Annotated in this window: 22 protein-coding genes; 8 read left to right on the top strand and 14 right to left on the bottom strand. The window is 65.1% G+C overall.

What is annotated here, in order from left to right:
• Nucleotides 1-673: 673 nt before the first annotated feature.
• Entirely contained in the window at nt 674-2,707 is a 2,034-nt protein-coding gene (locus tag P9272_RS20515; RefSeq protein ID WP_278161964.1) for a YgiQ family radical SAM protein, read from the top strand.
• A gap of 14 nt (nt 2,708-2,721) precedes the next feature.
• On the opposite strand, the gene P9272_RS20510 is transcribed toward P9272_RS20515, so the two are convergent.
• The 9 genes from P9272_RS20510 to P9272_RS20470 all read right to left on the bottom strand — a co-directional run bounded on the left by P9272_RS20510 (nt 2,722) and on the right by P9272_RS20470 (nt 12,573).
• Nucleotides 2,722-4,023: an RsmB/NOP family class I SAM-dependent RNA methyltransferase gene (locus P9272_RS20510; protein WP_278161955.1), complete on the bottom strand. Its 1,302-nt coding sequence runs from the start codon at nt 4,021-4,023 to the stop codon at nt 2,722-2,724.
• 118 nt (nt 4,024-4,141) lie between these two features.
• On the bottom strand, nt 4,142-4,723 hold the full coding sequence (locus P9272_RS20505) for a TetR/AcrR family transcriptional regulator (protein ID WP_278161954.1): 582 nt from the start codon (nt 4,721-4,723) through the stop codon (nt 4,142-4,144).
• Nucleotides 4,724-4,857: 134 nt separating this feature from the next.
• On the bottom strand, nt 4,858-5,382 hold the full coding sequence (locus P9272_RS20500) for a hypothetical protein (RefSeq protein WP_278161953.1): 525 nt from the start codon (nt 5,380-5,382) through the stop codon (nt 4,858-4,860).
• Nucleotides 5,375-8,254 (bottom strand): sarcosine oxidase subunit alpha family protein, encoded by a 2,880-nt coding sequence (locus tag P9272_RS20495; protein ID WP_278161952.1) that lies wholly within the window; start codon nt 8,252-8,254, stop codon nt 5,375-5,377. Before P9272_RS20495 ends, P9272_RS20500 begins: the two co-directional genes overlap by 8 nt.
• Entirely contained in the window at nt 8,251-8,517 is a 267-nt protein-coding gene (locus tag P9272_RS20490) for a sarcosine oxidase subunit delta (RefSeq protein ID WP_278161951.1), read from the bottom strand. Before P9272_RS20490 ends, P9272_RS20495 begins: the two co-directional genes overlap by 4 nt.
• A gap of 13 nt (nt 8,518-8,530) precedes the next feature.
• Nucleotides 8,531-9,784 (bottom strand): sarcosine oxidase subunit beta family protein, encoded by a 1,254-nt coding sequence (locus tag P9272_RS20485; protein WP_278161950.1) that lies wholly within the window; start codon nt 9,782-9,784, stop codon nt 8,531-8,533.
• A gap of 232 nt (nt 9,785-10,016) precedes the next feature.
• Nucleotides 10,017-10,772 carry an SDR family NAD(P)-dependent oxidoreductase gene (locus P9272_RS20480; RefSeq protein ID WP_278161949.1) on the bottom strand — a complete coding sequence of 252 codons (756 nt, stop codon included), beginning with the start codon at nt 10,770-10,772 and terminating at the stop codon, nt 10,017-10,019.
• A gap of 72 nt (nt 10,773-10,844) precedes the next feature.
• Nucleotides 10,845-11,615 (bottom strand): SDR family NAD(P)-dependent oxidoreductase, encoded by a 771-nt coding sequence (locus tag P9272_RS20475; RefSeq protein ID WP_128255969.1) that lies wholly within the window; start codon nt 11,613-11,615, stop codon nt 10,845-10,847.
• Between the two features lie 124 nt (nt 11,616-11,739).
• Nucleotides 11,740-12,573, bottom strand: a complete 834-nt coding sequence (locus P9272_RS20470; RefSeq protein WP_278161948.1) for a GNAT family N-acetyltransferase — start codon at nt 12,571-12,573, stop codon at nt 11,740-11,742.
• A 358-nt stretch (nt 12,574-12,931) separates the two neighbouring features.
• Here P9272_RS20470 and P9272_RS20465 point away from each other — a divergent pair, with 358 nt between their 5' ends.
• Nucleotides 12,932-13,783 (top strand): hypothetical protein, encoded by an 852-nt coding sequence (locus tag P9272_RS20465; RefSeq protein ID WP_278161947.1) that lies wholly within the window; start codon nt 12,932-12,934, stop codon nt 13,781-13,783.
• Nucleotides 13,784-14,013: 230 nt separating this feature from the next.
• Here the strand turns inward: P9272_RS20465 and P9272_RS20460 are convergent, their stop codons facing one another.
• Complete coding sequence (locus tag P9272_RS20460; RefSeq protein ID WP_278161946.1) at nt 14,014-15,216, bottom strand: ROK family transcriptional regulator; 1,203 nt, start codon at nt 15,214-15,216, stop codon at nt 14,014-14,016.
• Nucleotides 15,217-15,438: 222 nt separating this feature from the next.
• Between P9272_RS20460 and P9272_RS20455 the strand changes: the two genes are divergently transcribed.
• From P9272_RS20455 to P9272_RS20430, 6 genes are all read left to right on the top strand, one after another.
• Entirely contained in the window at nt 15,439-16,677 is a 1,239-nt protein-coding gene (locus P9272_RS20455; protein ID WP_278161945.1) for an extracellular solute-binding protein, read from the top strand.
• A gap of 84 nt (nt 16,678-16,761) precedes the next feature.
• Complete coding sequence (locus P9272_RS20450; RefSeq protein ID WP_278161944.1) at nt 16,762-17,646, top strand: sugar ABC transporter permease; 885 nt, start codon at nt 16,762-16,764, stop codon at nt 17,644-17,646.
• Complete coding sequence (locus P9272_RS20445) at nt 17,646-18,491, top strand: carbohydrate ABC transporter permease (RefSeq protein WP_128255974.1); 846 nt, start codon at nt 17,646-17,648, stop codon at nt 18,489-18,491. Before P9272_RS20450 ends, P9272_RS20445 begins: the two co-directional genes overlap by 1 nt.
• Nucleotides 18,488-19,510 carry an SIS domain-containing protein gene (locus P9272_RS20440; RefSeq protein ID WP_278161963.1) on the top strand — a complete coding sequence of 341 codons (1,023 nt, stop codon included), beginning with the start codon at nt 18,488-18,490 and terminating at the stop codon, nt 19,508-19,510. Before P9272_RS20445 ends, P9272_RS20440 begins: the two co-directional genes overlap by 4 nt.
• Nucleotides 19,510-20,448, top strand: coding sequence for a PfkB family carbohydrate kinase (locus P9272_RS20435; RefSeq protein ID WP_128256331.1), 939 nt, complete (start codon nt 19,510-19,512; stop codon nt 20,446-20,448). Before P9272_RS20440 ends, P9272_RS20435 begins: the two co-directional genes overlap by 1 nt.
• Nucleotides 20,435-21,511: an ABC transporter ATP-binding protein gene (locus P9272_RS20430; protein ID WP_278161942.1), complete on the top strand. Its 1,077-nt coding sequence runs from the start codon at nt 20,435-20,437 to the stop codon at nt 21,509-21,511. The genes P9272_RS20435 and P9272_RS20430 overlap by 14 nt, the downstream gene beginning before the upstream one ends.
• Nucleotides 21,512-21,555: 44 nt before the next feature.
• Here P9272_RS20430 and P9272_RS20425 read toward each other — a convergent pair whose 3' ends face one another.
• The 4 genes from P9272_RS20425 to P9272_RS20410 form a co-directional block, all read right to left on the bottom strand.
• Complete coding sequence (locus P9272_RS20425) at nt 21,556-23,070, bottom strand: aldehyde dehydrogenase family protein (protein ID WP_278161941.1); 1,515 nt, start codon at nt 23,068-23,070, stop codon at nt 21,556-21,558.
• Between the two features lie 177 nt (nt 23,071-23,247).
• The gene (locus tag P9272_RS20420; protein ID WP_128255978.1) at nt 23,248-24,522 is read right to left on the bottom strand and encodes an RNA polymerase sigma factor; all 1,275 of its coding nucleotides are present in this window, start codon (nt 24,520-24,522) and stop codon (nt 23,248-23,250) included.
• The gene (locus P9272_RS20415) at nt 24,519-24,893 is read right to left on the bottom strand and encodes a YciI family protein (protein WP_278161940.1); all 375 of its coding nucleotides are present in this window, start codon (nt 24,891-24,893) and stop codon (nt 24,519-24,521) included. Before P9272_RS20415 ends, P9272_RS20420 begins: the two co-directional genes overlap by 4 nt.
• A 110-nt stretch (nt 24,894-25,003) precedes the next feature.
• Nucleotides 25,004-26,095 (bottom strand): DNA topoisomerase IB, encoded by a 1,092-nt coding sequence (locus P9272_RS20410; RefSeq protein ID WP_278161939.1) that lies wholly within the window; start codon nt 26,093-26,095, stop codon nt 25,004-25,006.
• Nucleotides 26,096-26,117: the final 22 nt, after the last annotated feature.

Here is a 26,117-nt window from a genome sequence, read left to right as displayed (position 1 = left end):
GCAAATACAGGTGCGAGAAATGCCAGTCGGAGGTGCGCATCGGATATCCCGATAAGCTGAGGCTATTTCACCGTTATAGCCGGGATCTTTAGTCCCCCGGCAGGAGCTTCCTGGCCAACTTGTCGGCTTCGATAAAGCGAACCATCCGCTCGCGTGGACACGCTGCCCTTAAGAACCAGCACCTGTCATCGCCTCGTCGCGGAACTGAGGCAAACCGGCCTTGGTGATGTAGGTTGCGGTAACGTACAGCTTGTGCGCGGCAAGCTGTTCCCCAGCAGGGAGATTGAGGCCATCGCCATGTCGCCCCTGACGTTCGCGTCGCGTGCATTCTTCTTGATCTCGTCCCGCGCCGCTCGATCGCGGCTTCGATGCGCCACCACAGACCGCCGATGGCGCCGAAAACCGCGATCAGCAATCCGACCGTCGGCAAAGCTCGCGCTCCAGGCGTTGCTGCTGGCGGCATAGGCGCTCGGTCTCTGATTGGCTTTCCGCCAAAAGTACTTCGTCGATAGTGGGTCTCAATGTCGTGGTCTCCCGCTGCCAGCCCTTCGCGGACGTCAAAAACCCGATGGAAGCCGGAGCGTCGGCAGCAGACAAGTCCCACCGCATCCTTTCGGGAGCCCGAATCGAGCTTAATTGAATTCGCTTGGCCGGCGGCCTATACGTCGAGGCGATGGAAACCATAGCCAGCGCCCAGAAGAACATCGTTCCGCTGTCCGGCAGCAAGCCTCATGCCGGGCGGGCAGCGCCGTTTCTGCCGATGAGTCGAGCGGAGATGACGGCGCTTGGTTGGGATGAGTGCGACATCGTGCTGGTCACGGGCGACGCCTATGTCGATCATCCGAGCTTCGGCATGGCGATCATCGGCCGTCTGCTCGAATCCCAGGGGTTTCGGGTTGGCATCATCTCGCAGCCCGACTGGCAGTCGGCGGAGCCGTTTAAGGCGCTGGGCAGGCCGAGGCTGTTCTTCGGCGTCACCGGCGGCAACCTCGATTCCATGGTCAACCGCTATACCTCGGACCGCAAGCTGCGCCATGACGACGCCTATACGGCTGGCGGCGAGGGCGGCAAGCGGCCGGACCGCTGCACGATCGTCTATACGCAGCGCTGCCGCGAGGCGTACAAGGACGTGCCTATCGTGCTGGGCGGCATCGAAGCCTCGCTGCGCCGTATCGCCCATTACGACTACTGGTCCGACAAGGTGCGCCGCTCGATCCTGGCCGATGCCAAGGCAGACCTCTTGATCTACGGCAACGCCGAGCGTGCCGTCGTCGAGGTGGCGAACCGGCTTGCCGCCGGCGACACGCCGCGCCAGCTCGATAGCATCCGGGGCGTCGCCCTGTTCCGCCGCGTGCCCGAGCATTTTACGGAACTCCATGCCGACGATCTCGATTCCGCCGACGAGGGCGCCAGCCGCAAGCCCGGCGACATCGTGATCCGGTTGCCGTCGTTCGAGCAGGTCGAGGGCGATCGCGATGCCTATGCCCGCGCCTCGCGCGTGCTGCACCGCGAGGCCAATCCCGGCAACGCACGCCCGCTCGTCCAGCGCCATGGCGACCGCGACCTGTGGCTCAATCCGCCGCCCATCCCGCTGACGTCCGAGGAGATGGACGCCGTCTACGACCTGCCCTACGCGCGCGCCCCGCATCCCTCCTATGGCGATGCCAAGATCCCCGCGTGGGACATGATCAAGTTTTCGGTGACGGTGATGCGCGGCTGCTTCGGCGGCTGCACCTTCTGCTCGATCACCGAGCATGAAGGCCGCATCATCCAGAACCGCTCCGAGGGCTCGATCCTGCGCGAGATCGAGAAGATCCGCGACAAGACCCCGGGCTTCACCGGCGTGATCTCCGATATCGGCGGCCCGACCGCCAACATGTACCGGATGGCCTGCAAGGACCCCAAGATCGAGGCGGCCTGCCGCCTGCCGTCCTGCGTGTTTCCCGACATCTGCCCCAATCTCAACACTTCGCATGACGATCTGATCCGGCTCTACCGCAAGGTCCGCGAGGTCAAGGGCGTCAAGAAGGTCATGGTCGCCTCCGGCGTGCGTTACGACCTCGCCATCAAGAGCCCCGAATATGTCAAGGAACTGGTGACCCACCACGTCGGCGGCTATCTCAAGATCGCGCCCGAGCACACCGAGCGCGGGCCGCTCGACAAAATGATGAAGCCCGGCATCGGCACCTATGACCGTTTCAAGGAGATGTTCGACGCAGCCGCCAAGGAAGCAGGCAAGAAATACTACCTCATTCCGTATTTCATCGCCGCCCATCCCGGCACGACCGACGAGGACATGCTGCAGCTGGCGTTGTGGCTGAAGAAGAACCGCTACCGCGCCGATCAGGTGCAGACCTTCCTGCCTTCGCCCATGGCGACCGCAACGGCCATGTACCATACCGGCGTCAACACGCTGAAGGGCGTGCGGCGTGGCGCGACCGACAAGGTCGAGACCGTCCGCGGCGGGCGGCAGCGCCGCCTGCACAAGGCGTTCCTGCGCTACCACGACCCCGACAATTGGCCTCTGCTGCGCGACGCCCTGAAGGAGATGGGCCGCGCCGACCTGATCGGCCCCCGCCCCGACCAGCTCGTGCCCGCCCACCAGCCGCCCGGAACCGGCAAGGCCGCCGCCACCAAGCGCCCCGTGCGCCCGATCGGCAGAGGGCAGAGATTCACCACCAAGGGCGTGCCCTTTCCAAAGAAGTGAGCCGCGGGACCGGCTTACTCGGCTTTGTCCTTTGTCAGCGCACGCTCGGGCGGGAGCGCGCCTTCTCGCTGCATGACGGCGGCAAAGAAGCCGTCGGTATCGTTGCGCGCGGGCGTCAGCGACAGGTAGTCGGAATGAGCTGAGTTCGTCATCTGCGGCGCGGCCTCGCTCAGCGGCACGATACGAAAGGCGGGATGAGCCGCAAGGAAAGCGGCCACCTGGTCCTCATTCTCCTCGGGCATCAAGGAGCATGTCGCGTAGACCAGCCGTCCGCCGGGCTTCAGCAGGCGCGCCGCGCTCGCCAGCATCCGGGCCTGCAACGACACGAGTTTGTCCAGACCCTGTTCCTCCTGCGCGCGCCAACGTGCATCGGGATTGCGTCGCCAGGTGCCGGTGCCGCTGCATGGCGCGTCCACCAGTACGCGATCGAAACCACCCTTGTGGCGCTTGACCCACCGATCCGTTTCGCCGGCCAGAAGCCTGGTCTCGATATTGTGCAATCCTGCCTGCCGGAAGCGTTCGGCGCCGCGCTTCAAACGGCCTTCCATGACGTCGCAGGCGACGACGTGGCCCTTGTTGTTCATCTGCGCGGCGATGGCCAGCGTCTTGCCGCCGTCTCCGGCGCAGAAATCGACCACGCGCTCGCCCGGCCGGGCGTCGACCAGCATGGCGACGAGCTGCGAACCCTCGTCCTGGATCTCGACCTCGCCTTTCTTCAGCATCGGCAGGCTCGCCAGCGAGAGGCGCTCATTCAAGCGAATGCCGTAAGGCGCCAGAACTGACGGCTGCGCCCGCAAGCCGAGATGCTTCAGCGCGCCAAGCATGGCCTCGCGCGTCGCTTTGATCGGATTGACGCGCAGGTCGAGCGGAGCTGGCGTAAGAAGCGCGGCCATCTCGTCCCCGAACGCTTCCCCGAAGCGGCGGCGCAGCGGATCGGCCGCCCAGGACGGGCATTCGAGGCGCACCTCTTCCGGCATGTCGGGATGGCCGATCGTGCATCCCCGCAATTTGACCAGCAGCGCGTGCTCGTGATCCGTCAGCATGGCAGGCGCGAATTTCGCGCCGTTGAACAGGCGTTCGATCTGATCGGGCGTTCTGCCCTCCTTCAGCGAAAGCCACGCAAGCAGCCGGTTGCGAGGCCTATTTTCGCGCCCATGCCTGGCCAGCCACCAGCCAAGCCGCGCATGATGCCGCAGGAGCGCGTAGAGCAGGTCTAAAATCTGACCACGGTCCTTGTCGTGGATATAGCGCCGCGCCCGAAACCAGGCCGAGACGACAGCATCGGCGGGGCGCGCGACGCTATCGACTTCATGCATAAGTTCGATTGTGGCTTGCAGGCGGGCGGCAGGGGTCACGGAACGGCGATCAGGCTGAAAAAACGCTATATAGGCGACAGAGATGCTCGTGGCCATTGTTCGCGCGTGGCGAGGCCGGTCAGCCGGGGCTTTTCAGCAGCATCTTTTCGGCAAAGGCCTCGACCTCTCCCGCGCGGGCTTCCTTGCCGGTATGGGTGAGAAGGTAGGCCGGCGTCAGGAAGAGACGGTTGCTTACCGGCTCGACGATCTCGAGCGAGTAATAGCCGATCTGCGTGAAATAGAGCACGCGCGCCCGCACGAACGCTTCCGTGGCTTCATAGCCATGCCGTAAAAACATGGTCCGGATGGCTTCAACGCGTGCGTCGTCCTCCTCGTTCACGACCCGGTGCACGTCGGCGGACTGGCGCGACCAGGCGCGCACGGCGAAATCCAGCCGCGGGTTGAACAGCGATTCATCCAACCAGCACTCGAAGATATTGAGCACCGCCTGCGTGATCGACGCGGCCGGCCGTGCGGCCTGCTCGACGATGAAACGCGTGTTGTTGTTGCGCCAGTACTCGAGCAGCTGGTCGAGCAGGTCCTGGCGGCTCTTGAAATACCAATAGAAACTGGAGCGAGAGACATTCAGCTTCTGCCCGAGCGCCATGACGCGCACCGCCTCCACGCCCTCGGAGATCAACGTCTCCAGCGCGAGGTTCATCCAGTCCTCGCGTGTCACCTTGGTATTGCCGGTCAGACCGGACCGCCGCACGACTTCGTCAGCGTTGGAATCGGATAGCATTTGGGGGCCGGCCAAGTTTGAACGTCGGCTAGATAGACCTGAAACCGCTCCCGCTACAACACTTGCGCCTGTTCGAGCCACTCCCAAAGATACGGAGCAAGGCCCCGGTCGACGTGGAGACGCGCTCGCCCGGGGTTGCCGAACCGGTAGAAGAGGACGCCGATACCGGCAAAAAGAATCGAAGCCGAGGGGCTTGCCGCTCCCGGATCGAGCGCCGTGCCCCTGGCGGTCAGGCGATCCAGCTCCGGCCCCTCGATCTCGAACACGTGCAGTCCGGCATTCATGACCGTGACCGCGAAGCCGGCCGCATGCCAATCGGCCGCGATGGGGAACGGCTGTTCCCCGACCGCAAGAAGCCGGTCGCGCGCGATTCGCACCATGTATGTGTCGCCGCTGGCAACCGCGGCGGCGCCGACGCCTTCGCCGGCAAGCCCCGAAGCCTTCGACCAGGCCGTCAGGTCGCCGCTGACCAGAAGCTGGTTCAGCCCGCTAACTGTCCGCACGGTGACGCCGTCCTTGTTCAGCGTCGCTATGGCGAAATCGGGCGCTGCCGGCCATTTTCCGGCAAGGTTACGCATGGAGCCGCCTCCCCTCCGGATCGAGGGCGCATGGCGCGACGATCGTTGCCTGCCGCACGACACCCAGATGTTGAACGTCGATGGTCTCGCCGTGCCGCGCCGCGCCCCGTTCGATGAGCGCCAGCGCAACCGGGCGTCCCAGGGCCGGGCTCTGATAGCTGGAGGTGACGAAGCCGATGCTTCTGAGCCGACCGTCGCGCTTCTCCACGCCATGCGCGCCGGTGGCCAGCGGCGCCTCGCCTTCGCGGACAGCCAGCCCGACGAGCCGGTTGCGGTCCGTGCCGTTTGCCGCTTCCGTGAAAAGCGAGCGCCGGCCGACGAACTCGTCCGCGCGTTTGGTCCGCGGTCCAGCGACGCCGAGATCGTGCGGCATGGTGGTTCCGTCGGTGTCCTTGCCGATGACGATGTAGCCCTTCTCGGCGCGCAGGATCATCAGCGATTCAAGCCCGAGCAGCACCGCGTCGAAGGCGCGGCCCTCCTGCTGCATCCTTGCCCACAGCGCCTCGGCCCGGTCGGCGCGGATGGAGATCTCGTAGCTGCGGTCGCCGGTGAAGGAGACCCTGGCGATGCGCACCTCGTCACCGGCAAAGCGGCCGGCAGCGACGGCCATATGCGGCAGACTCGCATCATCAAGTGCTACGCCCAGGTCAAGCGCTTCCATGACCTGACGCGCATTCGGACCCGAAACGGTCAAAGTGGCGTATTGCGCGGTGGCGTTGTGGATATAGATCGCATCGCGGCCGAAGCGGTCCTGCCGCCATTCCTCGAGGCGCGCGTGCACGGCGGCGACATGCGACGACGAGCAGGAGACGATGAAGCGATGCTCGTCCAGGCGAACAAGCACCCCGTCATCGAAGACGACGCCATTTTCCGAAAGCATGAACCCATAGCGGCAATGGCCCGGCTTGAGGGTCGACATGGTGTTGTAATAGATGAAGTCGACGAACTCGGCCGCGCGCGGGCCGATTACCTCGATCTTGCCGAGCGTCGAGCCGTCGAAGAGCGCCACGGATTGCCGGGCTCGTCGCGCCTCCTCCTGGATCGAGGCGTCCGCTTCCCCGCCGCCATAGTAGGCCGGCCTCAGCCAGCCGCCATATTCCTGGAACACGCCGCCAGCGCGGCGATGATTTGCCTCCAGCGGAAGACGGCGGACTGGAACGTGCATGCTGCCCCGGCGCGACCCGGCCAGGCTAGCGAACGGAACAGGCGTGAAGGGCGGCCGGTAGGTCGTAGTGCCAACATCCGGGATGCCGCGCCCGGTGATATCCGCCAGCAGCGCCAGGCCGTTCAGGTTCGAAGTCTTGCCCTGATCGGTCGCCATGCCGAGCGTGGTGTAGCGCTTCAGGTGCTCGACCGAGACGAAATTCTCCCGCGCCGCGAGCTCGACATCCTTGGCGGTGACGTCGCTCTGATAGTCGACCCAGACGCGACCCCTGGCCTTGGGTTTCGGCCACAGGCTGACGACGCCGAGCGTTGCCTCCGTTCCCGTGCCGCGAGGCGCTGGCGACGATGAGCCGAAGTGACCGGGGGCCGCCGCACCGCTGGCCAATGCATCCGAAAGCGAGACAGTGCCAGCCACGGCGCCGGCGACGGCAATCTCACCAATGGCCTCGCCCGGAATGAAAGCCGCAAGTTGGTCGCTCCAGGCGAGCTTGCCTTTTGCCTGCGAGAACAGATGCACCGTGGGCGTCCAGCCACCGGAGACGAGCACGCAATCGGCCGCGAGGGTCGTGCCATCGTCCAGCAGGACACCCTGGACAGCGCTGCGCCCACGCGCCGCCGCCACCGTACGCCCAGCCAGGACGCGAATGCGGGTCTTCGCTTGCGCACCGCCATCGCGTCGGCAGTCGACCACGGTCACCGAGGCGCCTGCCGCGGCCAACGCCAAGGCCGGTTCATAGGCGCTGTCGTTGTTGGTCGCGACCACAACTTCCCGGCCGACAAGAACGCCATGCCGGCGCAGATAGCTGAGCGCCGCATCGGCGGACAGGATTCCCGGAAGGTCGTTGTTGGCGAACGGAACAGGCCGTTCGATCGCGCCCGTCGCTAGCACGATGCGGCGAGGCCGCACACGCCAAAGCGTGTCCGGCCTGCCGTCGGCGTGGCGCTGGTTGAGCGCGACCAGATTATGGTCGTAAAGCCCAAAGGCGGTCGTGTCGCTCAGCACCAGCTGGCCGGCGCCCTTCAGCCCGGCAACCGTCACCTCGACCCACGCCTTGCCCTCGACGCCATCGACTTCGCCGGCGCGATGACGCAGCGACCCGCCGGGATGCGCACCGTCGTCGGCCAGGACGACCGAGTGCCCGGCCGCCGCGGCGCTGGCTGCCGCGGCAAGACCGGCCGGCCCGGCACCGACCACCAGGACGTCGCAATGGTGGTTGACCTGGTCCGAGACCTTACGCGGCTGCCAGTCGCTGTCGACGACGCCAAGCCCGGCCATGGCGCGGATGCGCGGCTCGAACAGGTGCCAGTCTGGCCACATGAAGGTCTTGTAGTAGAAGGCCGCAGGCAGGAAGCGGGCCAAGCGATCCAGAACCGCGTTGCGGTCGTTCTCGGCCGTCGGCGAAGCGTTGACGCTCCTGACTGTGATGCCGTCTGCAGCTTGCACGGTGGTGGCGCGCGCATTCGGCACCCGTCCGGCCGCGCCCTCGACATCGACGAGCGCGTTGGGCTCTTCGACGCCGGATCCCCAGATGCCACGCGGCCGATGGTATTTGAAGCTACGGCCGACCACAGTCTGGCCGCCGGCCAGCAAGGCGGAGGCGATCGTGTCGCCCGCGAAACCCTCGACGCGCCTGCCGTCAAAGGTGAAGGTCAGCGGGCGGTCGCGGTCGATGTCGCTGCCGCCGGCGGCGAGACGGGAAGCGCTCATCTTCCGTGCTCCACATCGCCGAGCACGGAAGAGCCCGACACCTTGTGATTGACGCTGTCGCGGCTCATCGCGAAGAACTCGCCGCAGGTCATATGCACCCAGATCTCCCGCGTCGGTCCCTTCGGATTGTCGCGCATGTGGAGATAATCGGCCCAACGCTCGGCCGTCACGTCCCTATCGGGCCTCAGATTGCCGGCCTCGCCGCCATAGTGGAACTCGCTTTCTTCGCGCGGCCCGCAGAAGGGACAAGGAAAGAGCTGCATCTTTTCTACACCTTCAATGCGCAATGCCGGAGCCGGCCGCCTCGTCGATCAGCCGGCCGCTGGCGAAGCGGTCGAGGTCGAAGGGCCGGCTGACGTCGTGGTGCTGGCCGGTGGCAAGCAGATGGGCAAGCAGCGTGCCGCCGGCTGGGATCGCCTTGAAGCCGCCCGTGCCCCAGCCGCAATTGAGGAAAAGTCCGGGCAGCGGCGATTCGCCGATGATGGGTGAGGAATCCGGGACCACGTCGACGATGCCGGCCCATTGCCGCATCATCTTCAACTGGCCGAAGATCGGGAACATTTCGAGCATGCCGGCGATGACACCTTCCAGCACCGGCAGGTTGCCGCGTTGGCCGTAGGACGGGATGCGGTCGAGCGCACCGCCGATCACCAGTTCGCCCTTGTCCGACTGGCTGACATAGACGCCCGTGTCCGGCGAGATCACGACCGTGTCGACGATCGGCTTGACCGGTTCGGACACGCAGGCCTGCAGCGCGTAGGAATTGACCGGCAGCCGGAATCCCGCCTTCGCCGCGAGCACCGACGAATGCCCGGCCACCGCCATGCCTGTACGCTCGGCCCGGATCGCGCCGCGCGAGGTGACGACACCGCGGCAGCGCCCGTTCTCGATGATGAAGTCGGTGATCTCGCAGTTCTGGATGATGTCCACACCGAGACGACTCGCCGCACGCGCATAACCCCAGGCGACGGCGTCGTGGCGGGCGGTGCCGCCGCTTGGCTGCCAGGTGCCGCCATAGACGGGATAGCGGGCATCCGGGCTGAAGTTGTAGATCGGCACGACACGGCGAACGTCCTCACGGGAAAACAATTCGCAGTCGATGCCGTTGACCTGTATGGCGTTGACGGACCGCGCCGCGGTTTCCATTGCCGCCTCGCTATGCGCGAGCGTGAGGATGCCGCGCTGGGAAAGCATCACATTATAGTTCAGGTCCTTCGAGAGCGTCTTGTAGAGACTGTGCGCCAGCCCATAGATCGCCGCGCTTTCCGGGTAAAAGTAATTGGAGCGTACCACGGTGGTGTTGCGGCCGGTGTTGCCGCCCCCGATCCAGCCCTTCTCCAGCAGGGCCACGTTGGTGACCCCATGATTCTTTGCGAGATAGTAGGCCGTCGACAGGCCGTGGCCGCCGCCCCCGATGATGATCGCGTCATAGCGCGGCTTCGGATCGGGTGAGCGCCAGGCCTTCACCCATCCAGTCTGACCAGCTATGCCCTCCTTGAAGAGCGAAAGCGCCGAATAATGTCTCGTCATGCGCTCAAGCCGCCGTCACAAGTTGGACATTCGGTTCAAGGCCTGACCGCCATGTCTGCAGCCCGAGCTTGTGCATCAATCGCCCCCTGGACCCTCGCCTTGCCATTGATCGCCGAACAGCGAACGGGCAGCGCGAAGCTTATGTCTAGCGCGAATGTACACCTATGTCCATTCAAAGTGGCAACGATCCGGCCAAAGCGACCCCCTCGCTTCTCCGCCCCTCGCTCCTAGGTCATCCCTTGCGTTCCTGCAGGATGTTGCCGCCATCGACGACGAGAACGGCGCCGTTGACATAGCTGGCTCCGTCCGACGCCAGAAACAGCACGGCGGCGGCGACTTCCTCAGGACTGCCCGCGCGCCCAAGCGGCGTGTTGCGGGCAGCGGCGAGTTCCTCCGGCGTCGATGCGCCGGTCGCGATCCAGCCCGGCGCCACGGCATTGACCGTGACGCCGCTTCGGCCTACTTCCAGGGCGAGCGCGTGCGTCAACCCGATCATGCCGGCCTTGGCCGCCGAATAGGCGGCCTCGCCTTCATTGGATACGTAAGGCCCCGTCACCGAAGCCATGTTGACCACGCGCCCATGGCCGCGCTGCACCATGCCGGCCAGGAATCCGCGCGTGCTCAGGAACGCGGTTTTCAGGCTGACATCGATGCCGCGGTCCCAGTCGCTTTCGCTGAGGTCGACAAACCGCCGCTGCAACGCCGGCTGGCCGACAGTCCCCATCCCCGCATTGTTGACGAGGATGTCGATTTCGCCGGCCTCGGAGCACAAGCGCTCGACATCGCCCGAATGCGTCAGGTCGGCCACAACGGCGCGGACGTCGAGCCCCTCCGCCCGCAGTTCCCCAGCCCGCTGCTCGACGCGCGCTGACGAAGCCGTGATGACGACCGAAAGGCCGGCCTCGCCTAGCGCTCGCGCGGTCGCGATGCCAATGCCGTCGGCGGCGCCCGCGCCGGTCACCAGCCCTTTGCGGGATTTGCGAAACACGACCATTTCCTCTCCACCTCGCAAGTGCCGGCACGGGCAATCGTGCCCGCGATGAAACTGCCCAGGCTTTTTTCAATAGCCGGCGGTGACACCGAAATCGATCGACAGCGCGGCCCCGGTGATCGGCGCGGCGCCCGGTTGGCAGAGATAGTGGATGAAGGACGCAATCTCTTCCACCTGAATGAACCTTGCTTTGTCCCCCTGCGGATAGTGCCCGAGAAGCCGGCGCTTGTAGCTGTCCGGATCGTCCCCACCATAGGTGCTGGCCTGATATTCGATCATCGGCGTTGCCGTGTCGCCCGGGCAAACGGCATTGACCCTGATGCCTTGCGGGGCGAGTTCCAGGGCGAGAGCTTTGGTCAGCAGAACCAGCCCGCCCTTCGATGCGCAATAGACGGCCGCCCCATTGTTGCCGACGAGGCCGGCGTCGGACGCGATGTTGACGATCACGCCTTGCGCTGCCGCCAGATGGGGGACGGCCGCCGAGATCAGGAAGAACGCCCCCTTGAGATTGACGTCCAGCACTAGGTCCCATTGATCTTCCTCGACGCCGCTCGCCGGCCCCTCGAGCCAGACGCCGGCGGCGTTGACGAGGATGTCTATGGCGCCGCCCCAGTCCCTAGCCTTGGCCACCACGTCGCGGCAGGCAGCGACGGAGCGGATGTCGAGCGGCAAACCAATCGCATTCGCTCCAGTCGCGACAATCTTGGCGACGGCTGCGTCGAGCTTGGTGCCGGGAAGGTCGGCGAGCGCGATCCGCTCGCCGTCGGCCGCGAGGCGCAATCCGGTCGCAAGGCCCATGCCACCGGCGCCGCCGGCGATCAGAACCGTCCTGCCAGCCATTCGATAACCTCCACGCCACGCAGCGTCCGGAAAAGGCAAACCATGTCCCTAAATCACGTCATGGGGCCCTGTTGCATGGACCAGCCAGGCAAAACAATCGCCTCAGCAGCTTCGCTGGCCCCGATCATCCCAGCTCGAGCGTCGTGATGCCGAAAACCGTCGAGGGAGCATTGCCGGGTTTGCCTCCCTTGTACATGCGTGTCGTCGCAAAGCCCGGGACCATGCCGGAGGCCTGAAGCATGGCGGTGAATTGAACCTGGCCGGCTGGCACGTCGATGTGCAATGCCTCGTTGCCGATCCTGCCCGGGAGGTCCGCCAACAACGCCAGGGCAAGATCCGTCCTGTCGGCAAACAGCGGCCCGACCTTGAAGCCTTCCCGGCATCGGCGGGCCGCGCCGTAGCCGGCAATGCCGGCCGCTCCGCCACAGAGCAGCCCAATCCGGGGCTGCCGCAGCCACTCCCGAAGGAAGGCTTCCCGCGGCGCCGGGAAACACTGGCGATCATAGGCGAATATCCCCGCTATGTCGCCGGCCGTCACGGGCCGTATGTCGCCGCCCGCCGGCAACCCGGCGGGGCGACCGCTATAGCGGACGGTCTCATAGACAGGCACGAAGCCCATGCGCTGGTAGTTGGCCCGCTGCTCGGCCACGCCGTCGAGACCGATGATGCGGCCGCCGAGGCGTGCCATGCCAGCATCCCAAACCGCCTTGCCGTGGCCTTCGCCACGCCGGTCGGGCCGGCAGACATAGAGGCCGATGAAGCCGAATTCCGGGCCGTATGCGACGGCCGAAATCCCGGCCACCATCTCTTGGCCGACGAAAGCGCCAATGAATCCGTCCGGATCGGCTGCCTGGAACGCGGCGGCGTCGCCGATGCCTGGGTTCCAGCCCTCTCCGGCCGCCCAGTCGACGAGCGTTTCCACTTCGCTGGCGGTCAGTGTCCGGATTGTTCTCGGCATCATTTCACCCGGGTGCCTCGGCAAATAGCGCCAAGGCATCAGGATAGGTAGCCGCTTCCACGCTGCAAAGTCCACACGAGAACTTCAATTCACCTTCGATTACCGGCCAGCGCCCTGCTCAGCCGAGGCCAGAAGACATACGGTGGAGACCAAGCCCATGGTTCGGCAGAACGCGGCCATTCACGCGGGGCTGCGAGCCCGACTGTTATTGGGATGAGTTTCCCGAACCGGTGCAAAGGGTCAGCAACAAAGGCGGCCGCTTGATCGTTCGTTGTTCCAATAGACAACTGGACACAACCGGCGAACACTGGGAATCTTCATTTGTCGTTCTTCGAAATCGCCTGGAGTACCGCAGGAAATGCCGCTGAGTGTCGCAGAGATCGCCAGTCATCCGGCAGCGCTTCGCAGTGTGCAGGAACAGTCGCGCGCGCTCATCCATGTCTACGAAACAAGCCCGCGGTTGGCCGCCGTTTTCGCCACCCAGCAGCGCTGGCTCCTCGGCCATGTCGGCCTGGCTTTGCATTTCCGTCGCGATCCCAACGACCGCCGCACCGACATGACGATGGCGCGCTTCATCGAGGTCGTGCGTCGCAATTCGGTGGCCAGCCGCAACACCGCCGAGGCTTTCGTCAAGGAGATGCTGCGCTACAACATCGCCGAGTATATTTCGCCCAGCGGTGACGGCCGCGCCCGCCCCATGCGGGTCACAGAGGGCACCATCGAAACCTTCACCGGCTGGATCCACGCGCATCTGAGGACGCTCGACCGCATAGACGGCGGACATCGGCTGACGACTTTCCTCGATCGACCCGGCATGCTGTCAAGGCTGCAGCCGCTCATCGCCGACGGATTGCTGGCCAGCGAGGGCGTGCGGGAGCCTGGGCGGACTTTCTCGTTGTTTATCTGGCTGAACAATGGCGGCATCGTCATGGACTGGCTGATGTCCGGTATCGATCCGGAGGACGTTCATCTCGACAGGATACCGACCAGCGTCATCTCGGTCAGCGAATTCGCGCACTGGCTGAAGCTGTCACGCACCCACCTGGCGCGGAAACTCAACGATGGCGAGGCGCTTGGCAGCATCGGCTGGGTCGGCCAGCGCGGTCATTCCGTCATGTGGGTTTCACGCCAGTTCTTCGACGAATACATGGCGGTGCAGACGTCCAAGCTCGCCGTCGTCGACCTGGCTTTCGAGGACAGTTTGCACTAGGCGGACGAGAGCTGACCGGCGCAACGATCGCTTCTCGAATCCAACCGACAAATACCGCTGGTTGCGTTGGCACGCGCCGGCTGGCTTGGGCGGCGCGGCCATTTCATCATGTGGATTTCGAATGAATTCTATAGCGAATATCTCACCGCGCAGGCGGTCGAGCTCGCCATCGTCAAGGCGGCTTTCGCTGTCTGCATGGAGCAGGCGGCCGGCTGTTCGTCAGGCGTTTTCTATCCGGCCTTCAGGATAGCGGAAAACCGCGGATCGAAGGCCCGGCTGATCGGTTCGGCCGCGGCGCCCACTGCGATCGCCCAGGGATCGGTGGTGCCTAGCTGCAGCCGCGGTAGGTGGCGGGTGGGGCGGTCCGCGATCGACGGCAGCAGCGGATGCATAGCCTGAAGCAGAAGCCGGGCCAGCGCCTCGGGCGCGCTGCTGGTGAGGATGACGGTCTGCGGATCGAAGATCGTTTCGATCAGGTGCACGCTCCAGCGCAGGTCGGACGCGGCTCTTTCGACCCAGCTCATGATCCTCGAGTCTCGCTGAAGCGCCAGCGCGCCAAGCGTCTCGTAAAGCCCCCTCTCGGCGGGGTCGAGGCCGAGATGCTGGTAGAGCGAGGCGAGCGAGGCGCGATGCTCCAAAGGCGTCGAGGCTGGACCGGCCGGCGACAGCAGCGCCCTGCCGATCTCGCCGGCATTGCCGTTGCCGCCATTGTAGAGCTCGCCGTTCAGGATGAGCCCCGCGGCGATGCCGTAGCCGACATACAGGCAGACGGCGTGATCGACGCCATGCGCGGCGCCGATGATGCGCTCCGCCGTTGCACAGGCCGCCGCGTCGTTCTGCAGCCCGACATCCAGTCCGGTGCCGGCGGCAAGCGTCTCGAGCAGCGGGAATCGCTGCCAGGCAGGCATCATCCATTTGTCGTCGGATTCCTTTAGGCCGAACGGCCCGGGCATGGCGACGCCAAGGCCGACCAACCGTCGTTCGGACTGCGCGGAAATGCCAGCCAGTTCGCGCCTGACATCCGCGACGAGACCGAGGATGGTCTGGACACCAGGTGATGGTTCATCAAGCGGCAGGTTGGCCTCGGCGCGTGCCATCACGCTGCCGACCAGGTCGACCACCACGACGCGCGTCAAATGCCGGTCAATCTGCAGCCCGATGGCGAAGGCGCCCTCGGGCACCAGCCGGTAGGGTGTGAAGGGCTGCCCCCTGCCCTTGCGCACCGCGTCCATGGCGACAACCAGCCCATCGCGCTCGAGATCCTCGATGATGTTGGAAACCGCCTGCTTGGTGAGCTGCGTCGCGCGCGCCAGGTCGGCACGCGACAGCGCGCCGTTGAGACGCAGCGCCTCGATCATGACGCGGCGGTTGTGCGCGCTGGTGCCTTCCTGGTTGGTGCCGCTCTTGGCACGGATCGGGCTGATGTCGTGCACCGTCTTTCCCCTCTTGACTCCATTAAAGGATTGATCGACTAATTAAGTCAAGCGAATTGACTTAATAGGTGAAATCCGAGCGGCTCCGCAAAAGACGGCAAAAGCCTCGAGCTCCCGCCGCGCGCCGTTCAGGACAGATCCGGTCACACGCGATGCAATTCGAGGAAGCGGCGGCACAAGCTTCGCCGCCCACTTGCAGCTGTCGAAATGGGAGAAAGACAAATGCTGAAATCGATCGGTAAGACACTTCTGGGCGCGGTGTTCGTCGGCGGGCTGTTCGTCCCCCATGCCTTCGCCGAGACCACCTTGAACGCCCTCTTCATGGCTCAGGCCGCCTATAGCGAGGCCGACGTGCGCTCCATGACCGAGGCCTTCACCAAGGTCAATCCGGACATCAAGGTGAACCTTGAATTCGTTCCCTATGAAGGCCTGCACGACAAGACCGTGCTCGCCCAAGGATCGGGCGGCGGCTACGACGTGGTGCTGTTCGACGTGATCTGGCCGGCCGAATACGCGACCAACAAGGTGCTGATCGACGTATCCTCGAAGATCACCGACGACATGAAGAAGGGCGTGCTGCCAGGCGCCTGGACCACAGTGCAATATGACGGCAAGTACTACGGGATGCCTTGGATCCTCGACACCAAATACCTGTTCTACAACAAGGAAATCCTGGAAAAGGCCGGCATTAAGGCGCCGCCGAAGACCTGGGAAGAGCTCGGTCAACAGGCCAAGATTATTCAGGACAAGGGGCTGCTTAAGACGCCGATCGCCTGGAGCTGGTCACAGGCCGAGGCAGCGGTATGCGACTATACCACGCTGGTCAGCGCCTATGGCGGCGACTTCCTCAAGGACGGCAAGCCAGACTTCCAGAATGGCGGCGGCGTCTCGGCGCTGAAATACATGGTCGACAGCTACAAGTCGGGCCTCTCCAATCCGAATTCCAAGGAATTCTTGGAAGAGGACGTCCGCAAGGTGTTCGAGAACGGCGATGCGGCCTTCGCGCTGAACTGGACCTACATGTACAACATGGCCAACGATCCGAAGGACTCCAAGGTCGCGGGCAAGGTCGGCGTCGTGCCGGCACCCGGCGTTGCCGGCACAAGCGAGGTCTCGGCCGTCAACGGTTCGATGGGCCTGGGCATCACGGCGGTGTCGAAGCACCCAGACGAAGCCTGGAAATACATCGAGTTCATGACCTCGCAGGCGACGCAGAACCAGTATGCCAAGCTCTCGCTGCCGATCTGGGCTTCGTCCTATGACGATCCGGCCGTCACCAAGGGCCAGGAAGAGCTGATCGCCGCCGCCAAGCTCGGCCTGGCCGCGATGTATCCGCGCCCGACCACGCCGAAATATCAGCAGCTGTCGACGGCGCTGCAGCAGGCGATCCAGGAATCGCTGCTCGGCCAGACAACGCCTGAAGACGCGCTTAAGACCGCCGCCGAAAACAGCGGCCTCTGATCTGGCGTTCCTCGACCCGGGCGGCCCCATACACCAGCGCCGCCCGCGCTATTTCTGATCTGATGACGGAAAGAGGCGCCTCTGATGTCAGGCACCTGGATGACGACTCGCGCGTGGCTGCTGATGCTGCCGCTGCTGGTGATCATGGTCGCCATCATCGGCTGGCCATTGGTCGATACAGTCAGGCTTTCCTTCACCGACGCCCATCTGGTCGGCACCGCGGGCAATTACGTCGGCTTCGACAACTACACAAAAATGCTGACGAGCGCGAACTTCAGCCGGACTCTGATCACCACCACCTGGTTCGCCGTTGTCTCGGTCGCCGCCGAAATGGTGCTCGGCGTGCTGGCGGCCCTCCTGCTCAATCAGGAATTCCGCGGCCGCGCCGTGCTGCGCGGGCTGATGATCCTGCCCTGGGCGCTGCCCACCGTCGTCAACGCCACGCTCTGGCGGCTGATCTACAATCCAGAATATGGCGCGCTGAACGCGGCGCTGACTCAGCTCCATCTCATCGATGACTACCGCTCTTGGCTGGGCGAGCCCGGCACGGCGCTTGCGGCGCTGATCGTCGCCGACTGCTGGAAGAATTTTCCACTTGTTGCGCTGATTGCGCTGGCCGCCCTGCAGGCCGTGCCGCGCGACATCACCGCCGCCGCGCTTGTCGACGGTGCCGGGCCGTTCAACCGCTTCCGCTTCGTCATCCTGCCCTATCTTGCAGGCCCGCTGATGGTGGCGCTGGTGCTGCGCACCATCGAGGCCTTCAAGGTCTTCGACATTATCTGGGTCATGACCCGCGGCGGCCCGGCCAACAGCACGCGCTCGCTGTCGATCCTCGTCTACCAGGAGGCCTTCTCCTTCCAGCGCGCCGGCTCCGGCGCATCGCTGGCGCTGATCGTCACCTTGCTCGTCACCGTGTTGGCCGTTGCCTACGCGACACTGGTCCGCAAGACCGCCGGGAGCGCGGCCTGATGGAACGCAAGAGCCCCGTCTTCATCGCCTTCGTCTACGCCTGCGCCCTCCTGCTCGCCGCCGTCGTCCTGGCGCCGCTCGCCTGGCTTTTCGTCATGAGCATATCGCCGGCGGCCGACCTCGCCGCCAAGCCGCTACGCTGGTGGCCGCAGGCAGCCGACTTCTCCCGTTACGCGCAGCTGCTGTCGAGGGCCGAGAACAGTGCCGGCGCCGCCTTCACGTCCTCGCTGCGCAACAGCCTGGAGGTCGCCGGCATGGCGACGCTTGCCGCTGTCGTCCTCGCGGTGCCCGCCGGCTGGGCCGTCTCGCGCACACCTTCGGTCGGCTGGTCGCTATCGATGGTGATCGCCACTTATATGCTGCCACCGGTCGCACTCTCCGTGCCGCTTTATATGGGTCTGTCCTGGCTTGGCCTGCTCAACAACGTCTTCGGCCTGGCGCTGATCTATCTGACCATCCTCGCGCCCTTCACAACCTGGCTGATGAAATCGGGTTTCGATTCCATCCCGCGCGAGATCGAGGCCGCGGCGATGATCGACGGGGCCGGACTGTTCCAGACCTGGCGCATCATAACCTTGCCGCTGGCCGCGCCCGTCGTCGCGACATCGGCGCTGTTTGCCGTGCTGCTTGCCTGGGACGAATTCTTCTATGCCCTGCTCTTCACCTCGGATCAGCGCGCGAAGACGCTTACCGTCGCCATCGCCGATCTCGCCGGCGGCCGCGTGTCCGATTACGGGCTGATCGCCACCGCCGGCGTGCTCGCGGCCTTGCCGCCCGTGCTGATCGGCCTCGTCATGCAACGCGCGCTGATCTCGGGCCTGACCAGCGGCGGAGTGAAAGGATAATCATGACCGCTCAAAAGCCTCGTCCCTCCGGCCTGCTTGCGATCGACCGCGAGATGGCGCGCCAGCATCAGGATGCGCTTGCCTCCTTCGAAAACAACAGCGATGTCGCCGCCAGGGTCGCCACCTCGATCGGCAAGACCGGCAGGCTCGTCCTGCTCGGCATGGGTGCTTCGCACGCGGTCGCCCGCGCGGTCGAGCCGCTCTATCGCGCCCGTGGCATCGATGCCATCGCGCTGCCTTTGTCGGAACAGCTTGGCCAGCCGTTGCCGCTCACCGGCAAGACGGTGATCGTCACCTCGCAGTCCGGCGAGAGCGCCGAGGTGCTGCGCTGGTTCGCCGAGACCGGCGATCGCGCCGAGACCTTCGGCCTGACGCTGGAGGCCGGTTCCTTCCTCGGCCGCACCGTGCCTTGCCTGGTCGGCGCTGGCGGCACCGAGCTTGCCTTTGCCGCAACCCGCAGCCTGACCGTGACCTTCGCGCTGCATCTCGCCATTCTGGCGGCTCTGGGCGACGATCCCGCCGCGGCACTTGCTGCCCTCAAGGCCCCTGAGGCGATTGCGATCGATGCAGCGCTTGCAGCACTCGGCAATGTAGTGACCGTGGTCACATCCGGCCGCAGCCTGCAAGGTGTAGCCGAAGCACTGGCGCTCGGCCTCACCGAACTGTCGCGCCTGCCCTGCTATTCACTCGAAGGCGGCCAGCTTCGCCATGGGCCAATGGAGATGCTTGGCCCGAAAATCGGCATCGTCCTGTTCCGGGATAACGATCCGACAGCCGACCTCGTCACCGCTATGGCCGTGTCCGTCGTCGAAGCCGGTGCGCCGCTGATCGTCTTCGACGCTTCGGGCAAGGCGCCTGTCTCAGGTGCCGTGACACTGGCCTTCAAACCGGCCACCGGCCTGGCGGCGATCTTCGCCATACTGCCGGTGGCGCAACGCCTGATGATCGCCTTCGCCGATTCCCGGGTCGAGAATGCCGGAACGCCGGTGCGCACCACCAAGATCACCAGGAGCGAATGATGCGACCGCTCGCGGTGATCGGCAACGTCAATGTCGACCTGATCGTCGGCCCGGTTGCGCCCTGGCCGAAGGCCGGCACCGAGACCGTCGTCGAGCACGACGACCTGCGCGTCGGCGGCCAGGCTGGCAATACGGCGCTGGCCTGGCAGGCGCTGGGCATCGATTTCGAAATTGCCGCCAATGTTGGCGACGACCAGTTCGGCCGCTGGCTGCGCGAGGCGTTCGGGCACCGCGCGCAAAATTGGGCGGTTCGCCCCGAAGGCACGACATTGTCGGTCGGCATGACCCATCCCGATGGCGAGCGCACCTTTTTCACCACGCGCGGCCACCTGCCCCGCTTCAGCCTGAACGATGTGCTTTCGGTGCTCGACGGCAACCGGCTTACCGGCGGCTATGTGCTGCTCAGTGGCTCCTTTCTCACCGACGACCTTACGCGCGACTATGGAGCGCTTTTCGACTGGGCCGAAGCCCATCGTATTGCCGTCGCGCTCGACACGGGATGGCCGATCGACGGCTGGACCGAAGCGAACTGCGCGGCGGCGCGCGGCTGGCTGTCGCGCTGCGAACTGGCCCTGTTCAACGAGGTCGAGACGACGACATTGGCCGGTCTCGCTAGTCCCGTCGAGGCAGCGCACAAGATCCGCGACGGCATGAAGGACGGGGCGATCGTCGTGGTCAAACGCGGACCGGACGGCGCGATCGCCATCGGCGCCGATGGCGAGCTCATCGAAGTGGCGGCACCGCGCGTCGCTGTCGTCGACACGATCGGCGCCGGTGATGTCTTCAACGCCGCCTTCCTGGCCGCCCTGGCACAGGGACGCTCCCTTGAAAAGTGCCTGTCCGCCGCCATCCGCGTGGCCTCGCGCGCCATCTCAACCTTGCCCCGCGACTATGGCGGGCCGACCCAATTCGAGGATGCCGTCCATGAGCGCGCTTGAGATCCGCGAAGTCCGCAAGAATTACGGCAGCGTCGAGACGCTGAAAGGCATCGACATCGCGCTCGAAAATGGCGAGTTCCTGGTGCTGCTCGGCTCGTCGGGCTGCGGCAAATCCACCTTGCTCAACATCATCGCCGGTCTCGCCGAGGCAACCAGCGGCGACGTGCTGATCGGCGGCCGGTCGGTGCTTGGCGTGCATCCTAAGAACCGCGACATCGCCATGGTGTTCCAGTCCTACGCGCTCTATCCGAACCTAACCGTCAGCCGCAACATCGGTTTCGGCCTTGAGATGCGCAAGGTTCCCGCTGCCGAACGCGACAAGGCGGTGCGCGAGACGGCAAAGCTTTTGCAGATCGAGAACCTGCTAGATCGTAAGCCCGGCCAGCTCTCAGGCGGCCAGCGCCAGCGCGTCGCCATCGGTCGGGCGCTGGTGCGTAAGCCGCAGGTCTTCCTCTTCGACGAGCCGCTCTCCAATCTTGACGCCAAGCTGCGCCTGGAAATGCGCACCGAGCTGAAGCGCCTGCATGAGATGCTTAAGACCACCGTCGTCTACGTCACCCACGACCAGATCGAGGCGATGACGCTGGCGACCCGCATCGCCGTCATGCGCGACGGCCGCATCGAACAACTGGGCACCCCGGAAGAGATCTACAACCAGCCGGCAACGCTCTATGTGGCCGGTTTCGTCGGCGCGCCGGCGATGAACATGCTGGAAGCCACAGTCGAGGACGGCAAGCTCTCCATCACCGGCACGGATGCGCGTCTGGCGCTGCCGGCACGCTTCACAGATGCAGTCAGTAACGGCGCTCAGGTCACAGTCGGCGTAAGGCCGGAAGCGCTCCACCTTGGGACGGGCAGCGGCACGGACTTGTCACTGCCCGTCGAGATCGATGTCGTCGAACTGACCGGGCCGGAGCAAGTCACCACCGCCCGGGCCGGAACCCAGCGGCTGACGGCGACCTTGCCGCCGCAAGTCCGCGTCGCGAAGGGCCAGCCATGCGCGTTTGTCTTCGACGCGGAAGCGCTTCGCCTGTTCGATCCGGCAACCGGCAAAGCTTTCTGATGAGCGTATCAGGCGCCGCGGTTTCGCGGCGCCTGTATCTGTCATTAATCGATGTCGAACGAGACGCCCTGCGCGAGCGGCAGCGCCTTGGAGAAGTTCACCGTGTTGGTGGCGCGACGCATATAGGCCTTCCAGGCATCCGAGCCGCTCTCGCGGCCGCCGCCCGTCTCCTTCTCCCCGCCGAACGCCCCGCCGATCTCGGCGCCCGAGGTGCCGATATTGACGTTGGCGATACCGCAATCCGAGCCGTCGACGCCGAGGAAGCGTTCCGATTCCTGCAGATCGCGGGTGAAGATCGACGACGACAGGCCGGCGCCGACCGCATTGTGCAATTCGAGCGCCTCGTCGAAATCGGTGTATCTCATCACATAGAGGATCGGCGCGAAGGTCTCTTCCGTCACCGGCGAGACCTGCTTCGGCATCTCGACCAGCGCCGGATGCACGTAGTAGGCGTCCGGGTGGCCGTCTTCGACGCGCGTGCCGCCGGTCACCTTGCCGCCATGCGCTTGCGCCTCCTTCAGCGCCTTCTGCATGTTGTCGAAGGCCGCCTTGTCGATCAGCGGACCGACCAGTGCCTTGCCTTCCAGCGGATTGCCGACCGAGACGCTCTTATAGGCCTTCTTCAGCCGCGGCAGGAGCGCGTCATAGACGCTGTCATGCACGAACAGGCGCCTCAGCGTCGTGCAACGCTGGCCGGCAGTGCCCATGGCGCCGAAGGCGATCGCGCGCAGCGCCATGTCGAGGTCGGCGGTCGGGCACACGATGCCGGCATTGTTGCCGCCAAGTTCGAGCACCGCGCGGGCGAAGCGCTTGGCGAGTCGCGGACCGACCTCGCGGCCCATGCGCGTCGAGCCGGTGGCCGAGACCAGCGGCACCTTCGGATGGTCGACCAGCACCTCGCCGGCGACGCGGTCGCCGATCAGCACCTGGAGCAGCCCTGTCGGCGCATCGGCGCCGAAGCGCCGTGCGGCGCGCTTGAAGATCGCCTCACAGGCAAGTGCGGTCAGCGGCGTCTTTTCCGACGGCTTCCACACCACCGCGTCGCCGCAGACGAAGGCGAGCGCCGCGTTCCACGACCACACCGCGACCGGGAAGTTGAAGGCGGAGATGACGCCGACGACGCCAAGCGGGTGCCAGGTCTCCATCATGCGGTGTCCTGGACGCTCGGTGGCGATGGTGAGGCCATAGAGCTGTCGGGAAAGACCGACAGCGAAATCGCAGATGTCGATCATCTCCTGCACTTCGCCGAGACCCTCGGACAGGATCTTGCCGACCTCGATCGACACCAGCCGGCCGAGCTCGTCCTTATGCGCGCGCAGTTCTTCGCCCAGCAGCCGCACCAGTTCGCCGCGCTTCGGCCCCGGCACCAGGCGCCAGGCCTGGAAGGCCTTGTGCGCCGCATCGATGGCGTTGCCGGCGTCCGCCGCCGAGATCGACTTCAGCGCCGCGATCTGTTCGCCCGTCACCGGGCTGCGAACGATGAGGTCGCCTCCGCCAAGCGCCTCCTTGGCAACGCCGAGTTTCTCCAGAAGTGAGGCCGTTTCCTTCGCCAATGTCATTTTTGTTCCTTTCAGATCCCGCCCAAGGGCGGAATGGAGCCATGCGCCATCTCGCGGAAATGCCGTTGAGCACGCCTGGGCGCTTGATGGCGTGGCATTACTCGTTTCGGGGAAAAACCGCCACCCCGGCATGGTCCAAGGCTCGGCTGCGAAATTGGGCCAGAGGGTGAAGCCGGATCAGCGGGCCCTCTGTATCGAGGACTTCTCCCTGCTTTCCTTGATCAGCCGGTCGATATGCATGCGGATATGCGCGGCCTCAGCGGCGGTGTTGGCCAAAGCGATGGCGCGATCGAAGGCGACGCGCGCCTCCTCGTTGCGGCCAAGCTGCATCAGCAGCCCGCCCCTTAGGCCGAAGAAGTGGAAATAGCCCGACAACCGCTCTTCCAGCGGCTCGATCAAGGCAAGCGCGGCTTCCGGGCCGCGTACCTTGCTGACCGCGACGGCGCGGTTCAGCGTCACCACCGGCGACGGCTGCATCTGTTCCAGCAGGCCATAGAGCAGGTCGATCTCGGTCCAGTCGGTGTCCGCGGCCGTCGCCGCCCGCGCATGCAGCGCGGCAATCGCCGCCTGCACCTGGTAAGGGCCGGGCTTGCGATGGCGCAGCGCCTTGTCGACCAGCGCGAGGCCCTCGTCGATCATCTTGCGGCTCCACAGCGAGCGATCCTGATCCTCAAGCAGGACGATCTCGCCATTCTCATCGAACCTTGCCGGCGCCCGTGCATGCTGCAGCAAGAGCAGCGCCGTCAGCCCCATGATCTCCGGCTCGGCCTGGAAGAGCCTGAGCAGCAGGCGTGCGAGCCGGATCGCCTCTTCGCAAAGCGGCGCGCGGGCCGGCGCCTCGCCGCCATTGCTCGAATAGCCTTCGTTGAAGATCAGATAGACCATCGCCGCGACTGCGGCGAGCCGCTCCGAGCGTTCGACCGCGCCCGGGGTCTCGAACGGCACGCCGGCGTCGGCGATACGCGCCTTGGCTCGGGTGATGCGCTGCTCCATGGCACTTTCGCCGACCAGGAAAGCGCGCGCGATCTGCTTGACGGTGAGGCCGGAGACGATGCGCAGCGCCACCGCGATCTGCTGTGTTGCCGGCAAATCCGGATGGCAGCAGATGAACAGAAGCCGCAGGATGTCGTCGCGATAATGCGCGCCGTCCAGCCGCTCGGCCATGTCGCCCTCGGCATCCTCCAGATCGGAGATCTGGTCCTCTTCCGGCATCGGCGCCTGCTTGGCGCGCTTGCGCACCGCATCGATGCCGCTGTTGCGGCCGACGAAGATCAACCAGGCCGCCGGATCGCGCGGCGGCCCATTCTTCGGCCAGTTCTTGAGTGCTCGCAGGCACGCATCCTGGAAAGCTTCTTCCGCGGCATCGAGATCGCGGAAGTAGCGCAGCAGCGCGCCCATCGCCTGCGGACGGGCGTTGCTGATCGCCGTGCTTATCCAGGCAAGGTCCGTCATACCGCTACCTTTGTCGGATTGAAGACCGAAACCGGGCGGATCTCGTAGGAACCGCCGCTCGGATTGACCTCGGAAAGCTCGCGGGCGAATTCGACGGCCTCGTCGAGGTTGTGGCATTCGAGCGTGTAGAAGCCGAGGAACTGTTCCTTGGTCTCGGCGAACGGGCCATCGAGCACGACGGCCTCGCCCTTGACCTTTCTCAGGGTCGTCGCGGCAGTTGTCGGCAAAAGACGCGCCACGGGCCCAAGCCGGCCGGCCTTGGCGTATTTATCCTGCACGTTGAGAAGCTTTGCCATGACCTCGTCGTCCTGTTCCTTGCTCCAGGAGCAGACGACGTCTTCGGAGGCGTAGCAGAGGATGGCGTAGAGCATGGCAGGTCCTTTCCGTATCAAAGGACGCGACACTAGGACCCTTCCCGACACGAGGTCGATAAAAAAATTCGGCGGGCATCGCGGGCTTGGCTGTCCTTTGCGCCTGACCGTCAGGCGCCATGCGCCTGCAGCCATCTGAGCACCAGCGTTTCTTCCTCGTCGAGGCCTTGTATCAGCCGTTTGCGCTTGTTGGCTTCGGCCATCTCGTGGAGCAGGCGCCCCTCGGTCCACGCCTCGAACACCAAGGGATGGATGTAGCATTTGCGGCAGACGGCACGGGTATTGCCCAACCGCTCGGCGACCTTGTCGACGACGCCGTTGACCACCCGCTTTTGCTGTATCTTGCTCTCCGGCAGCTCGGTCCCGGCAAACAGCGACGCGGCATGGATGGTGCCGCCCCAGGTGCGAAAATGCTTTGAGCTGAATTCGGCACTGGACGCCTCGCGGATGTACCGGTTGACGTCCTCCGAGCGCACCGGCCGCTGGGCGCCTTCCTCGTCGAGATATTGGAACAGCTTCTGCCCAGGCAGATCCTGGGCGCCGCGCACGACCTTGGCGATGCGGCGATCGACCAGCTTCAGCTTCCATTCCTTGCCCGACTTGCCCTTGAAGGCGAAGCGCAGGCTGGAGCCGTTGATCTCGACATGGCGGTCGCGCAGCGTGGTCAGCCCGAAACTCTTGTTGTCGCGCGCATAAGCCGCATTGCCGATGCGGATCATGGTGTTGTCGAGCAACCAGACCACCGAGGCGACGACCCGCTCCAAGGGCAGCCCGCGCCGGCGCAGATCGGTATCGATCTGGCGCCTCAGGGCAGGCAGGCTTTCCGCGAAGGCGACGAGGCTGGAATATTTGACGCCGTCGCGTTCCTCGGTCCATTGCGGGTGATAGCGGTATTGCTTGCGGCCACGCTGGTCCCGGCCGGTTGCCTGGATATGGCCGTCCGGATCGGGCGAGATCCATACATCAGTCCAGGCCGGCGGAATGACGATCGCCTTGACGCGGGCAAGCGTCGCTTCGTCGACGGCTCTGCCGCTGGGGCCCAGATAGGCGAATCCCGTGCCTTTCCTCAATCTGCGAATGCCGGGATCGGAATCGCTTACATAGTTGAGCGACGTGCTCTCGGCCAAGCTGCTGGCGCCGTTGCTCCGGGTTGCCTCGTCCCGCGCCGAACGGTCCGATGACGCTTGTGAATGCTGTAACATACCGGCTCCGCGAAATGACCCG

It is taken from the genome of Mesorhizobium sp. WSM4976 (genome assembly GCF_029625685.1).
In the GTDB taxonomy this organism is placed as follows: Bacteria; Pseudomonadota; Alphaproteobacteria; order Rhizobiales; family Rhizobiaceae; genus Mesorhizobium.
This window is presented reverse-complemented; position numbering and strand designations above follow the sequence as displayed.